This is a genomic window from Bradyrhizobium sp., from assembly GCF_017881085.1.
GTDB lineage: Bacteria > Pseudomonadota > Alphaproteobacteria > Rhizobiales > Xanthobacteraceae > Bradyrhizobium.
Genome location: NZ_JADGRI010000144.1, coordinates 1 through 12,478 on the forward strand (window position 1 = coordinate 1; position 12,478 = coordinate 12,478).

General features: G+C 62.4%; 15 protein-coding genes. 9 read left to right on the plus strand and 6 right to left on the minus strand.

Annotation, left to right across the window (positions count from 1 at the left end; translation table 11 throughout):
* Positions 1–390 precede the first annotated feature (390 nt).
* Positions 391–630 (plus strand): hypothetical protein, encoded by a 240-nt coding sequence (locus QZ213_RS15115; protein ID WP_291686890.1) that lies wholly within the window; start codon positions 391–393, stop codon positions 628–630.
* A gap of 96 nt (positions 631–726) precedes the next feature.
* Here the strand turns inward: QZ213_RS15115 and QZ213_RS15120 are convergent, their stop codons facing one another.
* Both QZ213_RS15120 and QZ213_RS15125 read right to left on the minus strand, forming a co-directional pair.
* Entirely contained in the window at positions 727–1,494 is a 768-nt protein-coding gene (locus QZ213_RS15120; RefSeq protein ID WP_291686891.1) for a DsbA family protein, read from the minus strand.
* A 59-nt stretch (positions 1,495–1,553) separates the two neighbouring features.
* The gene (locus QZ213_RS15125; protein WP_291686892.1) at positions 1,554–2,963 is read right to left on the minus strand and encodes a M48 family metalloprotease; all 1,410 of its coding nucleotides are present in this window, start codon (positions 2,961–2,963) and stop codon (positions 1,554–1,556) included.
* A gap of 101 nt (positions 2,964–3,064) precedes the next feature.
* Here QZ213_RS15125 and QZ213_RS15130 point away from each other — a divergent pair, with 101 nt between their 5' ends.
* The 4 genes from QZ213_RS15130 to QZ213_RS15145 all read left to right on the plus strand — a co-directional run bounded on the left by QZ213_RS15130 (position 3,065) and on the right by QZ213_RS15145 (position 6,442).
* Positions 3,065–4,261: an aminotransferase class I/II-fold pyridoxal phosphate-dependent enzyme gene (locus tag QZ213_RS15130; protein WP_291686893.1), complete on the plus strand. Its 1,197-nt coding sequence runs from the start codon at positions 3,065–3,067 to the stop codon at positions 4,259–4,261.
* A gap of 127 nt (positions 4,262–4,388) precedes the next feature.
* Complete coding sequence (locus tag QZ213_RS15135) at positions 4,389–5,714, plus strand: dicarboxylate/amino acid:cation symporter (RefSeq protein ID WP_291686894.1); 1,326 nt, start codon at positions 4,389–4,391, stop codon at positions 5,712–5,714.
* Positions 5,715–5,826: 112 nt separating this feature from the next.
* Complete coding sequence (locus QZ213_RS15140) at positions 5,827–6,105, plus strand: hypothetical protein (protein ID WP_291686895.1); 279 nt, start codon at positions 5,827–5,829, stop codon at positions 6,103–6,105.
* 118 nt (positions 6,106–6,223) lie between these two features.
* The gene (locus QZ213_RS15145) at positions 6,224–6,442 is read left to right on the plus strand and encodes a hypothetical protein (RefSeq protein ID WP_291686896.1); all 219 of its coding nucleotides are present in this window, start codon (positions 6,224–6,226) and stop codon (positions 6,440–6,442) included.
* An 83-nt stretch (positions 6,443–6,525) separates the two neighbouring features.
* On the opposite strand, the gene QZ213_RS15150 is transcribed toward QZ213_RS15145, so the two are convergent.
* The 3 genes from QZ213_RS15150 to QZ213_RS15160 all read right to left on the minus strand — a co-directional run bounded on the left by QZ213_RS15150 (position 6,526) and on the right by QZ213_RS15160 (position 9,467).
* Positions 6,526–8,016, minus strand: coding sequence for an acetyl-CoA hydrolase/transferase family protein (locus QZ213_RS15150; RefSeq protein ID WP_291686905.1), 1,491 nt, complete (start codon positions 8,014–8,016; stop codon positions 6,526–6,528).
* A gap of 136 nt (positions 8,017–8,152) precedes the next feature.
* Positions 8,153–8,989: a class III extradiol ring-cleavage dioxygenase gene (locus tag QZ213_RS15155; protein WP_291686897.1), complete on the minus strand. Its 837-nt coding sequence runs from the start codon at positions 8,987–8,989 to the stop codon at positions 8,153–8,155.
* A 40-nt stretch (positions 8,990–9,029) separates the two neighbouring features.
* Positions 9,030–9,467 carry a DoxX family protein gene (locus QZ213_RS15160; RefSeq protein WP_291686898.1) on the minus strand — a complete coding sequence of 146 codons (438 nt, stop codon included), beginning with the start codon at positions 9,465–9,467 and terminating at the stop codon, positions 9,030–9,032.
* 98 nt (positions 9,468–9,565) lie between these two features.
* Between QZ213_RS15160 and QZ213_RS15165 the strand changes: the two genes are divergently transcribed.
* The 4 genes from QZ213_RS15165 to QZ213_RS15180 all read left to right on the plus strand — a co-directional run bounded on the left by QZ213_RS15165 (position 9,566) and on the right by QZ213_RS15180 (position 11,918).
* Positions 9,566–10,513: a LysR family transcriptional regulator gene (locus QZ213_RS15165; RefSeq protein ID WP_291686899.1), complete on the plus strand. Its 948-nt coding sequence runs from the start codon at positions 9,566–9,568 to the stop codon at positions 10,511–10,513.
* A 144-nt stretch (positions 10,514–10,657) separates the two neighbouring features.
* Entirely contained in the window at positions 10,658–10,900 is a 243-nt protein-coding gene (locus tag QZ213_RS15170; RefSeq protein ID WP_291686900.1) for a hypothetical protein, read from the plus strand.
* A 12-nt stretch (positions 10,901–10,912) separates the two neighbouring features.
* Complete coding sequence (locus tag QZ213_RS15175) at positions 10,913–11,155, plus strand: hypothetical protein (RefSeq protein ID WP_291686901.1); 243 nt, start codon at positions 10,913–10,915, stop codon at positions 11,153–11,155.
* Positions 11,156–11,774: 619 nt separating this feature from the next.
* Positions 11,775–11,918, plus strand: coding sequence for a hypothetical protein (locus tag QZ213_RS15180; RefSeq protein ID WP_291686902.1), 144 nt, complete (start codon positions 11,775–11,777; stop codon positions 11,916–11,918).
* 208 nt (positions 11,919–12,126) lie between these two features.
* Here QZ213_RS15180 and QZ213_RS15190 read toward each other — a convergent pair.
* A partial coding sequence (locus QZ213_RS15190) for a hypothetical protein (RefSeq protein WP_291686904.1) occupies positions 12,127–12,478 on the minus strand: 352 nt, incomplete at its 5' end.

Consider the following 12,478-nt stretch of genomic DNA (forward strand, 5'->3'; position numbering starts at 1 on the left):
ACGAGCCCTCGCGGCTCATTCCGGTTCCCTGCGCATTGGCGAAGCCGGTGCCGGCAATCAGCGCCACTGCGGCGACCGATATCATAAAGCGATTAGTCATAGAATTTCTCCTCACGTGTTTGCATTGCCCGCGCCGACAACGAAGTGAGTTGCGTCCGGTTCCGTGCCATCGACGGTTCCATCGGGTTTGTTTTGTGAATGCGTGATAAACGCGAAGGTTGTGCGCGGGCTCGCTTCGATGGCACGCGGCGTTATTGCTGCGGCTCGCGGTGGGCGCGCTTTCCTTGATTTGCGTCAAAACGAGCGGCGTACGCCTTCCATAAAGTGCATGAAAAATAATCCGCCGGTGATCAGATTTGCCCGGTGGCCGTGCGAGGAGGAAGCGCAGCGATGGCCGAGCTTACCTATTTCATGGTGGTGCCGTTCGACTATGTCGATGGCGGCATCGTCGCCGGCGAACCGATCAAATGCCCAACGCCGGTTGCTGCGATCGCACGGGCGCAAGGGCTTTGGAAAACCTTTGGCCATGCAGGCGCGATCGCGATCAGCCGCACCAGCGATTTCGAGCGTGGCAAGTTCGACGCCAAGCAGGTCCTTGGCCGATTTGGCCAGGTGCCCAACGAATATTGATGATCACTGCTGGCGCATTCTGTTGGCGGTAGAAACAAATGAGGCCGCCAGTTGGGGCGGCCTCTCGATTTTGGGAGGTGAGCCGACCAGGGTCGCTCAGCACGTCGCCTTGCCGCAGCGGGCGATGCCGATCTTTTCCTTCAGGCTGTCGAGGCCGACCGCGCCGACCACGATCTGCTTGCCGATCACGTAGCTCGGCGTGCCGTTCATGCCCATCGCCTCGGCGAGCTTGAAGTTTTCCTCGATCGTGGCGCGCACTTCGGGGCTTGCGAGATCCTTCTCGATCCTGGCCGTGTCAAGTCCGGCGTCCTTGGCGGCCGCCATCGCGCGGGCCTTGTCGGCGGGACCACGGCCGCCGAGCAGCTTCTGGTGGAAATCGAGATATTTCTTGCCGGAGGGATCCTGCATGCGCACGGCGACCGCGACCTTGGCGGCTTCGACCGAACCTTCGCTCAGCACCGGGAATTCCTTCAGCACCACCTTAAGCTTGGGATCGCTCTTCATGAGATCGAGCATGTCGGTCATGGCGCGTTTGCAGTAGCCGCAATTGTAGTCGAAGAATTCGACGAAGGTGACATCGCCGTCCTTGTTGCCAAGCAGCACGCCGCGCGGCGAGTTGAAGATCGTCTCGGCGTTGGCGGCGACGCTCGCTTCGTGCTTCTCGGCCTCGGCGGCGGCCTGGCGCTTGTTGAGTTCGGCCATCGCCTCTTCCAGCACCTCCGGATGCGCGATCAGGTAGTTGCGGACGATAGTCTCGATCTCGCCGCGCTGGCTGTCGGAAAAACTCTGCGCCGAAGCGGCCGGCGGCAGGACGCCGAGGGCGAGTGCGAGCAGCGCGGAAACGAGCAGTCGGAACGAAGGCATTGGCACAATCCTCTTTGGGTAAAAGCCGGTTTCGAAGCCTACAGCGGCTTGATTTATCTCTAGTTGCTCTTCTGGCCGGTCATCGGCTTTGCCGCGACGATATCATCGGCCTTGACCCATCCGGGCGTGCCGACGGCGAAACGGGTTTTGGCGCGCGCGGCGAGTTCGCGTGCCGTCTTGTTGTCCCCGCGAAGGAAGGCGGCCTGTGCCGACGCCAGATCGGCCTCTGCGTAATCTCCCTTTCTTCCATAGGCCATGGCGAGCTGCATAAAGCCCAGCGGCGCCTCGGTCTCGCGTGCCACCGCCGCACGCAGAATCCCGATCGCTTCGTCCGTATAGGCCTTATTATCGGTTCCCACGAGCGCCTGCCCAAGTAACATCTCGATGAGCGGTGAGTGGTTCGAGAGCGCGACCGCCTTCCGCAAAGGAGCGATGGCCTCGGCGGGCTTGCCGCCCTCCAGCAGCGCCTGACCGCGCAATTCATAAAAATAGGAGTTGTTGGGCTGCTGCTGGATCAGCCCGTCGATCTGGGCGAGCGCGGTGCGCAGATCGCCGTGCAAATAGGTCGAGATCGCGTGCGCGTAGCGCGCGGGCAGGCTGTCGCTCGACATCGGATAGCGGCGGTAGACGGTGTCCTGCCGCTCCATGAAGGCGGAGATCTTGGCCCGCACCATGTCGTGGCGCAGTTGCAAAGCGGGGTCGTCCTTCTTGTCCCAATAGGGGCTTGAGCGCGCCAGTTCTTCCAGCCCGGCGACGCGGTCGGCGGGCATCGGATGCGACTGCAAATAGGGATCGGCGCCGTGGGAGGCGAACAGGCTGTCATTGGTGAAGCGCCTGAAGGTGTCATACATGCCCTTGGCGGACTGCCCGGTGGCGGCCAGGAACTTCACCCCGGCGCGGTCGGCATTTTCTTCCTGCGCGCGTACATAGGAGATCAGGTTGCGGCGGATCATTTCCTGCGGCGCGGCGACCGCGGCGGCGCCGGCATTGGCCAGACCGCCATTGCCGTTGCCGCTCCGTGCGCCCGCCACCATGGCGCCGGCGCCGAGCAGCATGGCGATGATCATCTGGGTCTGCGCCTGCGCCATCTGCTCGCGCATCTTGGAGAGATGCCCGCCGGCCAAGTGGCCGGTTTCATGCGCCAGCACCCCGATCAACTGGTTGGGGGTCTCGGACTGCAAGATCGCGCCGGAATTCACAAAAATACGGCGGCCGTCCGCAACGAAAGCATTGAAAGTGCCGTCGTTGATGATCACGACCTGGATGTTCTGTTTTTCCAGGCCCGCGGCCCGCAGGATCGGCCTGGTGTAGTCGCGCAGCAATTGCTCGGCCTCGGTGTCGCGGATCACCGGCGGCCCCTTTTCCTGCTGCGCGAGCGCGGCCGAAACCGGCGCGAAGGCGAGCGCAGCCGCGGTCATGACCGCGGTCAGTTTCGAGGTTTTCCGGTGGGGCGCGAGGCGGAACAACATAAGGGTCTTTAAACGATTGGCGGCGGCCCGGATACGGGTTATGCCCTACCAAACCGTGGAATACGGCTAGTCTGGGGCACAGAGATCATTAGCAGATATCGATGCTTGAAGCGACACTGAGAGACCGCGCGAGGAACCTGGTGACGGCGTCCGGGCGCAGCAATGTTCCGCCCTTCATGGTGATGGATGTGATGGCGGCGGCGGCGCGCATCGAGGCCGCCGGCGGCCATGTCATTCACATGGAAGTCGGCCAACCCTGGGCTCCGGCGCCGACGGCGGCGATTGCAGCGGCCCACGCCGCGCTCGACGGCGCGCGGATCGATTATACCTCCGCGCTCGGCATTCCCTCGCTGCGCGAACGCATCGCCCGGCATTACAGCGACACCTACGGCTGCGCGGTGGATTCGGCGCGAATCGTTGTCACCACTGGCTCCTCGGGCGCGTTCATCCTGGCCTTTCTGGCGATGTTCGAGCCGGGCGACCGCGTCGCGGTCACGGTGCCCGGCTATCCGCCATATCGTCACATCCTCACCGCGCTCGGCTGCGAGCCGGTGCTGATCGAGACATCGAGCGAAGACCGGCATGCGCTGACCGGCGAAGCCTTGCTCGCCGCCCATCGCAAGGCGCCGCTGAAGGGCGTGCTGGTCGGCAGTCCGGCCAACCCCACCGGCACGATGATGTCCAGGGAGGCCCTGACCGGCCTGATGCGGGCGGCGGAAGGCGCGGGCATCCGCTTCATTTCCGATGAGATCTACCACGGCCTCGACTATGCGTTTCCCGCGGTGACGGCGGCCGAACTCTCCCCGCATGCCCTGGTGATCAATTCGTTCTCGAAATATTTCTGCATGACCGGCTGGCGGGTCGGCTGGATGGTGGTGCCGGAGGCGCTGGTCCGGCCGATTGAGCGGCTGCAGCAGAATCTCGCCATTTCAGTGCCGACGCTGTCGCAGATCGCCGCGGAGGCGGCGTTCGAGGGCGTTGAAGAAATGGAAGCGGTGAAGCACGGCTACCAGGAGAACCGCCGGATCCTGATCGAGGGCCTGCCGCAGGCCGGCCTCACCAGATTCCTGCCCGCCGATGGCGCATTTTACCTCTACGCCGACGTCTCGGCATTCACCTCGGACAGTTTCGAATTCGCCAAGCAAATGCTGGAACAGGCCCACGTCGCCGCAACCCCGGGCATCGACTTCGATCCGCTTCACGGCCATCACTTCATCCGCTTTTCCTACGCGCGTTCGGCCGAGGACATGCGGGAGGCCGTCGCGCGGATCGCGCGGTGGCTCGGCCGCCGCGGATAAAATTACCGGCGATCTTGAGCGGTGTCATTGACTCCGCCGGACCAATCGATCTCAGGTGTATGAAAGATGGCCGTCCGCGCAAGAACGAGGGGACGATCCGCGAGTTCGTAAGGGAGGAGCGTGAGTCATGGTGGCAAGAACTCCGGCCAAAGCGTCGGGCCGCGCGACGAAAGTCTGGTATGAGATACTCTATCTGCAGGTGCTGTTCGCCATCGTGATCGGCGTCATCGTCGGCTGGCTGTGGCCTCAAGTCGCCACCAATGACTGGATCAAGGCGCTCGGCGACGGCTTCATCAAGCTGATCAAGATGGTGATCGCGCCGATCATCTTCTGCACCGTGGTGTCGGGCATTGCGCATATCCAGGACGCCAGGAAGGTAGGCCGCGTCGGCGTCAAGGCGCTGGTCTATTTCGAGATTGTCTCGTCGCTCGCGCTGATCCTCGGCATGATCATGGGCAATCTGGTCCAGGTCGGTCGCGGGCTCGGCGCGTCGCCTGACGCCGCGGCGGTTGCGACTTACGTCAAGCAGGCGGAAGCGCAAAAGTCGGTCGATTTCGTCCTCAACATCATTCCCGACAGCGTGGTGGGTGCGCTGGCCCGTGGCGATATCCTGCAGGTCTTGCTGTTCGCCATCCTGTTCGGCTTTGCCCTGATGGCCATGGGCGAGCGCGGCCACCGGTTGCGTGACGTCATCGACGACACCTCGCATGCGGTGTTCGGCGTGATCGCCATCGTCATGAAGGCGGCGCCGATCGGCGCCTTTGGTGCGATGGCCTACACCGTCGGCAAATTCGGCACCGCGGCGCTGGTCAATCTGATCGGGCTGGTGGCGCTGTTCTACGCGACCGCGGCGCTGTTCGTATTCGTCGTGCTCGGCCTGATCGCGCGGTATATCGGCTTCAGCATTTTCAAGTTCATCGGCTATATCAAGGACGAGCTATTGATCGTGCTCGGCACCAGTTCGTCCGAAAGCGCGCTGCCGCAGCTGATGGAAAAGCTCGAGCGGCTCGGCTGTTCCAAACCGGTGGTGGGGCTCGTGGTGCCCACCGGCTACTCGTTCAATCTGGACGGCACCAACATCTATATGACGCTGGCGACCCTGTTCATCGCGCAGGCGCTCGGCGTCGATCTCACCTTCACCCAGCAACTGACCATCCTGGTCGTCGCCATGCTGACCTCGAAGGGCGCCAGCGGGGTCACCGGCGCGGGCTTCATCACGCTGGCGGCGACGCTGACGGCGGTCAATCCGGCGCTGGTGCCGGGCATGGCGATCGTGTTCTCGGTGGACAAGTTCATGAGCGAGGTCCGCGCGCTCACCAACATCACCGGCAACGGCATCGCTACGGTGTTCGTGTCGTGGTGGGAGGGCGAGCTCAATCACGTCAAGTTGCACGCCCGCCTCAACAAGGAGATCGACCCGTCGGATGTGGAGACGGCTATTACGACGGGTTAGCTGGGGCGTGGAATCAACAATGCACAGCGGAAATCTGTATGCCGAGTAAAGGTCCGAACCTCGTTGAGATTAATGAGTTAGCTATCGCATCGTCATCATCGGGAGCGGGAAAATGGCTCTCCTAAAAAGAGAATTGTATCGTCAGGTGAGAGGCCCGGAGGTTACCCACGCGGATCGTTGTACGCTTGTCTTCGACACCGACAAGAAGAGCTTATACGTCGAGCGCGAGGTGACGCATTTAGAGGCGAAGATTCGAGGTGCAGTCGAGTATCAGACAGACACGATGGATATCTCGGATTACCTAAGGCAGGGCGGGCAAACCGCTGGCCATCGCGAGCTATGGCGCTTGCTAAGAACGATCTTTGATGAGCCCGCCGATCCCGACGAGTGATCGAACAAGATTGGGCATCCGAGGCGCAGGCAAATGAAGGCCCTTGATGCAGATCAAGCGAGCTGCAACTTGATATGTTATATAGGAATTTCACTATTTTTTATGGGGAGTGCTGATCATGACCCATATTCATTCGCTGTCCGCAGAATGGTTGTCCGTTTCGATTGCCCCAACGGACGACGAAGACCTTGAAGTCTGTGTCATGGACTTTGATGGAATGGTCCTCGCGCTAGCGTACCCGTGTCACAAAAAGGGAGCGGAATGGGTCGATGCTTCAAATAAGAAGCATATCGACATTCAGCCGACGCATTGGCGCAAATGGGCTGAACGTCATTAGGTCGAGAGCCTAAGCTCCTGTTTTCAGGCTTGCGTTTTCCGCTTCAGATGCGGGCACGATGGCATGCAGGTCGTCACCCTGGTTCAGCCCGGCTGAATCAATCGGAACGCCTCGTCGAGCAGATGCGGGGTATGCTTTCCCGGCGACATCCGGCAGGCCCGGTCGAAGTAATCCTTCAGCGCCGGCCGGAACGAGGGATCGGCCGTCTTGTCGATGATGATGGCTGCCCGCTGTTTGGGCGACAGGCCGCGCAGGTCGGCGAGGCCGTGCTCGGTCACGATGATCTGCACGTCGTGCTCGGTGTGATCGACATGGGTCACCATCGGGACGATGGCTGAAACGGAGCCACCCTTGGCGGTCGACGGCGTCATGAAGATCGAGAGATAGGCATTGCGGGCGAAGTCGCCGGAGCCGCCGATGCCGTTCATGATGGCGGTGCCGCGAATATGGGTCGAGTTGACGTTGCCGTAGATGTCGGCCTCGATCAGCCCGTTCATGGCAATGACGCCAAGCCGCCGGATCACTTCCGGATGGTTGGAGATCTCCTGCGTGCGCAGCACGATCCTGTTCCTGAGGGTCTCGAGTTCGCGGTTGAAGAACGTCGCCGCGTCCGAACTGAGCGACAGCGCGGTGGCGGAGGCGAGCGTCATCCGCCCGGACCGGATCAGGTTCAGCATGCCGTCCTGCAGCACCTCGGTATAGGCGGTCAGCCCGGTGAACGGGCCGTCTTCGAGACCCGCCATCACGGCATTGGCGACGTTGCCGACGCCGGACTGGATCGGCAGCAATTCCGGCGGCAGCCTGCCACGGCGGACCTCGTGGCCGAGAAAATCTAGAATATGGCCGGCGATCGCCTTCGACGTCGGGTCGGGCGCTGCGAAGGTGGTGTTGCGGTCCGGCGCGTTGGTCTCGACCACGGCGATCACCTTGTCCGGGTCGCAGCGAAAATTGGTTTCGCCGATCCGGTCGCCGGGCGCGAGGATGGGGATGGGCTTGCGGTGCGGCGGCAGTCTCGTGCCGTAGTAGATATCGTGCATGCCCTGCATCGCGGGGTTCATCGCCGAATTGACCTCGAGAATGATGTTGTCGGCCTGATCCAGCCAGGTCTTGTTGTTGCCGATCGAGGTCGAGGGCACCAGACTGCCGTCGGGCAGGATGGCGGTGACCTCGACCAGCGCGACATCCAGATGCCCGAGAAAACCGAACCAGACGAACTGCGCGACGTGGCTGAGGTGGATGTCGATATATTCCATCGATCCGGCATTGATGCGCTCGCGCGTGATCGGATCGGACTGGTAGGGCAGGCGCAATTCGATGCCATTGACCTTGGCCAGCGCACCATCCAGTTCGGGCGCGGTCGAGGCCCCGGTCCAGACACCGATCCGGAACGGTTCGCCGCGCGCCTGCGCTGCCTCGATCCGGCGCGCCAGCGCCAGCGGAACGGCCTTCGGATATCCCGACCCGGTAAAGCCGCTCATGCCCACATTCGCGCCATGCGGCACCAGCGCCGCGGCATCTTCGGCCGACATGATCCTGGAGCGAAGCGCCGGCGACATGACCCGCGAATGATCAATCGTCATGAATACCCTTGAGCAGGAGGAAAAATACCTGCGGCTCGTTGCACGAGCATCGTGCATTTCTAGCCCCGGCAGCGAGGCGGGCATTTGACGGATATCAAGGCCGGTTCATCGCGCCATCGGCGACAGCGCGTCAGCTCATTGTTTGCGCGAGCCTGTCTTCGCTTTCGCTTCGCACGGACTCGTCGGGAGCCCTGAAGGCATAGACGTCCATCCGCAGGATACCGTAGGTCGAACTGGCGTGAAGACGCTCGGCGCGGGCGTTCTCGCCGGCGGCCCCAAGCGCCGTGTACAACGGCAAGAGATGCTCTTCGCTCGGGTGGTTCTTGACCGCAAACGGCGCCTGTCGCCGGTAGTCGAGCAGATCCTCGTTCCGCCCGCTGGCCAGCGCGGAGTGGAACCAGTCGGCGAAGGCGTTGACCCAGGCGGGCGCCGGATCGTTCGGCCCGTGGCCACGAAATTCCGACAGATCGTGGGTCAGGCTGCCGCTGCCGATGATCAGCACGCCCTGCTGCCGCAGCGGCGCCAAGGCGCGCCCCATCAGAAGATGGTGTCGGGGCCCCAGATGCGGCTGCACCGAAAGCTGCAGCACGGGAATGTCGGCCTGCGGATACATCAGCAATAATGGTACCCAGGCGCCGTGATCGAGGCCTCTGCTCCGATCGACCCGGCACGCGATCCCGTCTGCGCGCAGCAGATCGGAGGCGCGCGCGGCAACCGCCGGCGTGCCGGGGGCAGGATAACGCAGTTCATAAAGCGCCTGCGGGAAGCCGCCGAAATCGTGGATGGTGTCGTTGCGATCGACGGCGCCGATTGTCGGGACTGAAGTTTCCCAATGCGCGGAGATCACGAGGATGGCCGTGGGACGCGCGATCGTTGCACCGAATCCGCTCAAAAATGCGCGGGCCGGCGTGTCGGTGAGCGGCAGGGTCGGTGCACCGTGCGACAGGAACAGGCTTGGCATGGTCATGAGACGGTCCCTCCGGCGTCGCGCCGGCCCTGCGGCGCGTTCAATGCGAGTGCGCGCCCGTGAGCTTGCCGACGGGATTAGCACCGGAGATGCGCAGCGCGTAGGCGCCGTCGCCGAGCAATGCCTGGACGAGCAGCGCCACGGTCCAGAACGCCGGAAATTCCCAGCCGCTATGCGCGTTGGTGAAGAAGAAGCCGGCCGCGCCGTGCACCGTGAAAATGGCGCCGAGCAAGATGGGTACCAGAACGATCGCCGCGATACGGGTCCACAGACCGAGGATCAGCGCGATGCCGCCCAGCACTTCGACCGCGATCGTGAGATAGGCCAGCGCCGGCGGGAGCCCGACGCTGTCGAAGAATTTCGCCGTGCCCGCCGGGGTGAAGACGAAGAATTTCAGGCCGGCATGCGCGAGGAACAGGCCGCCCAAGCTGATCCGCAGCAAGAGCGCCGCGTAGGGAGCGGTTTTGGATTCGATCATGGCTATCTCCAAGTTTGTTGAGGCTATATGATCTATTCTCAGGAGGGTGATAATCTGGTAATATGGAATGACAGATCATACTAATAGAGTGAAATACCATGTTGGACCGCCTGACCGGCCTTGAGGTGTTTGCAAGAGTAGCCGGCGCCGGCAGCCTTTCCGCCGCCGCCCGGGCCATGGGCATGTCGCAGACCATGGTCACCAAGCACATTGCGGCGCTCGAGAGCCGCCTGGGCGTCAAGCTTTTCCACCGCACCACGCGGCGGCTTTCGATCACGGACGCCGGGCGCAACTATCTGGAATCTTCCGGGCGCATCCTTGCCGAAATCGAAGCCGCCGACGCCGCGGTCGCCGCCGATCGGGTCGAGCCGAGGGGATTGCTGCGGCTCAACGCGCCGGTTTCATTCGGCGCGCGGCAGATCGCGCCTCTGCTCGCCGAATTTGCCGAGCGCCATGCGCGCGTCACGGTCGAGCTCGGCCTCAACGACCGGCTGGTCGACCTGGCGGAGGAGGGCTGGGACCTCGCGATCCGCATCGGCAATCTCAGCAGTTCGAGCCTGATCGCGCGGCGCATCGCAGCCTGCCGCATCGTCGTCTGCGCGGCGCCGTCCTATCTCAAGGCACGCGGCACTCCGCGCACCGTGGCGAGTCTGGCGGATCATAATTGTCTTGGCTACACGCTGTCGCAGCGCATACCCGTCGATCGCTGGGTGTTTGGCGTCGGCGCCGAAACCGGCGTGCAGATCTCGGGCAATCTGCGCGCGAACAACGGAGATGCCCTAAGGGCCGCCGCGATCGCGGGGCAGGGTATCATTCACCAGCCGACTTTCATCGTGGCCGATGATCTGCGCGCAGGCAGGTTGGTTGCGCTCACTCTGGATCAGCCGACGGTCGAACTTGGCGGCATCTATGCCGTGTTCTTGCCGGACCGCCATCCGCCGGCAAGGGTGCGCGCGTTCATCGATTTCATCGTGAGCCGCTTTGCCCCGGAGCCGCCCTGGGATCGTGGTCTTGCGTCGCTGCGCGGACGCGGTCGTGCAAAATGATGCGGTGGGGCGGTGCCAACACGATCATGATGCGCCGCAACAGCGAATTGCGGATCCTATTGCCGGTGGCTGCCAGAGCGCGTTCATTTGCTATTTGGTCCGGGCGGGAGGATGCTGCCGGCTGCGGGCACAATGGAGAGCAGCATGAGCAAGGCCGGTCTCGACAATCGCCACCGCAACAAGGATGGCGAAATCAGCCACAAGCATGGAAACACCCTCGTGCGCACGTTGCGCACGATTTACGGACAGGGTTTTGCGGCCGGTTATCCTGAAACCCAGAAGCTGAGCGAGGTTCTGCTCCAGTTGAACGAGACCTCGCTGAGCCAGCTCCGGCGTGATCACGAGACCGGTCACCTTGAGCACAAGATCGCCCACGCCACCAAGTAGGGCGCGGTCGGAATGGCAAAGACCCTGCTATCGATCCAGGATTTGCAGGCAAGGGCGCTGGCTGAACTCCGGAAGCAACCTGGCTGCTCAGGCATACGGGTGATCGCCATCAACCGCATAGCGGATCAGCGTGCTCAAAATAACTGGTCGATGTGTGTGTTATCGGCGGGCGCCGCCGATGCCAACACGGCGGCAGGCGCGGCGCTTAATGTCCAGCGCGCCTTGCGCCACGACTACGATCTGACGACGGATTAGGTTCTCGGGGACGAGTCCGGCCCGGCCTTGGCGCGCGCCGTGCTTCCCGGTTTCGCATGCTGTGGATCATGGTCCATCGGCAAGATGGCGCGACATCCTTTCGTCGGTTGCTAGTTCCGTGGAGGTTCGAACGAAGGGTCATGATCTCTCGTGCGGCCGAGGGGGAACTTAGTTCACCGTATGCAGTTCCCTCTTTGAAATATTACCTCAGAGGAGACTTCTTATGGAATTGATCCTTGTTGTCGTTATCTTGGTACTGTTGTTTGGCGGCGGCGGATACTGGGGTCGCCGCAGAGGTCATTGGTAGGATCTTGAGCAATACCGGCCGGCCGTTTGTGTTTTGAAGGACGCAGCCTTCAATCAGCATCTTCGTTGGCGCCGCCGCGATCTGGCGGCGCCAAGAAATGCCTTGATGCCGGACATCGCTCGTCTTAGGGCCGCGGTTTTTCCCTACGCCCCATCTTTCCGTGAAAGAGCATTCTTGACCAGCGGGGGGCCCCGCGTTCGTCTTGACCATCATTGAGCGCCCTCGCTGTCCCCGCTGCCAAGCGCGGATGATGCTGGAGCGTGTTTCGCCGAGGCCAATTGGCGCCCGCGCCTATAGATCGGAAGAGGCGGAATGGAAAAATTCATCCAGCGGGAAAACCTGGCACTCTTGAAAAAGCGCCTCGCGGAGCCGCACCCCGATGCGGGGCGAGAAGTGCTCTTGAATTTGCTGGCAGAGGAGATGGCGAAAGAGCCGCGCCTGGGACCGAAGCCATGAATCGCAGGGGTGTTGAATTTACCGTTGTGGAGGTTGAGCCGGGCTTGTGGAAATGGTGTTTTCAGATCGGTGAAGCCGCCACGACTGGCAAGACCCAAACGAGCCTCATGGGCATGGCCACCCACAGAGTTCAACAACGGATTGACCGCGAGCTCAGAAAGCAGCGTGGCTTGGCTCAGAGGTGGCCGACCTGAAGCGATGATCGTTTTCAATCGAGCAGATGGAAATGCCGCCGCTTCTCGCGCTGGACGCAATTGATGGCGCGATCGGCGGTTTTCCTGTCGGCTTGCCCATACAGCGTGACCCGGATCGAAAAGCTGCCTGTTGTATTGTTCCGCACGACCTGAATGCCGCCGATGGTCTCGCAGCCGGGCCACTGTCGTACGGCGTCGAGGCACTCCTTTCGGAGAGTGCCGTAGCTCAGTCCGGCCGTCACCGACTTCGCCATACGATGCGCCCCCGAAGCGGACATGGCCAGGCGTTCTCTGTTGATTAGATTTGTGGGTACACGCCGCGGTTCAATAGGCGGCAAGCAAGAACCGCCCGGTTTTGCCGGGCGG

Excerpts from the sequence above, each read along its gene's own strand:
- QZ213_RS15115 (WP_291686890.1), top strand. The coding sequence starts at position 391 with ATGGCCGAGCTTACCTATTTCATGGTGGTGCCGTTCGACTATGTCGAT.
- QZ213_RS15120 (WP_291686891.1), bottom strand. The coding sequence starts at position 1,494 with ATGCCTTCGTTCCGACTGCTCGTTTCCGCGCTGCTCGCACTCGCCCTC.
- QZ213_RS15125 (WP_291686892.1), bottom strand. The coding sequence starts at position 2,963 with ATGTTGTTCCGCCTCGCGCCCCACCGGAAAACCTCGAAACTGACCGCG.
- QZ213_RS15130 (WP_291686893.1), top strand. The coding sequence starts at position 3,065 with ATGCTTGAAGCGACACTGAGAGACCGCGCGAGGAACCTGGTGACGGCG.
- QZ213_RS15135 (WP_291686894.1), top strand. The coding sequence starts at position 4,389 with ATGGTGGCAAGAACTCCGGCCAAAGCGTCGGGCCGCGCGACGAAAGTC.
- QZ213_RS15140 (WP_291686895.1), top strand. The coding sequence starts at position 5,827 with ATGGCTCTCCTAAAAAGAGAATTGTATCGTCAGGTGAGAGGCCCGGAG.
- QZ213_RS15145 (WP_291686896.1), top strand. The coding sequence starts at position 6,224 with ATGACCCATATTCATTCGCTGTCCGCAGAATGGTTGTCCGTTTCGATT.
- QZ213_RS15155 (WP_291686897.1), bottom strand. The coding sequence starts at position 8,989 with ATGACCATGCCAAGCCTGTTCCTGTCGCACGGTGCACCGACCCTGCCG.
- QZ213_RS15160 (WP_291686898.1), bottom strand. The coding sequence starts at position 9,467 with ATGATCGAATCCAAAACCGCTCCCTACGCGGCGCTCTTGCTGCGGATC.
- QZ213_RS15165 (WP_291686899.1), top strand. The coding sequence starts at position 9,566 with ATGTTGGACCGCCTGACCGGCCTTGAGGTGTTTGCAAGAGTAGCCGGC.
- QZ213_RS15170 (WP_291686900.1), top strand. The coding sequence starts at position 10,658 with ATGAGCAAGGCCGGTCTCGACAATCGCCACCGCAACAAGGATGGCGAA.
- QZ213_RS15175 (WP_291686901.1), top strand. The coding sequence starts at position 10,913 with ATGGCAAAGACCCTGCTATCGATCCAGGATTTGCAGGCAAGGGCGCTG.
- QZ213_RS15180 (WP_291686902.1), top strand. The coding sequence starts at position 11,775 with ATGGAAAAATTCATCCAGCGGGAAAACCTGGCACTCTTGAAAAAGCGC.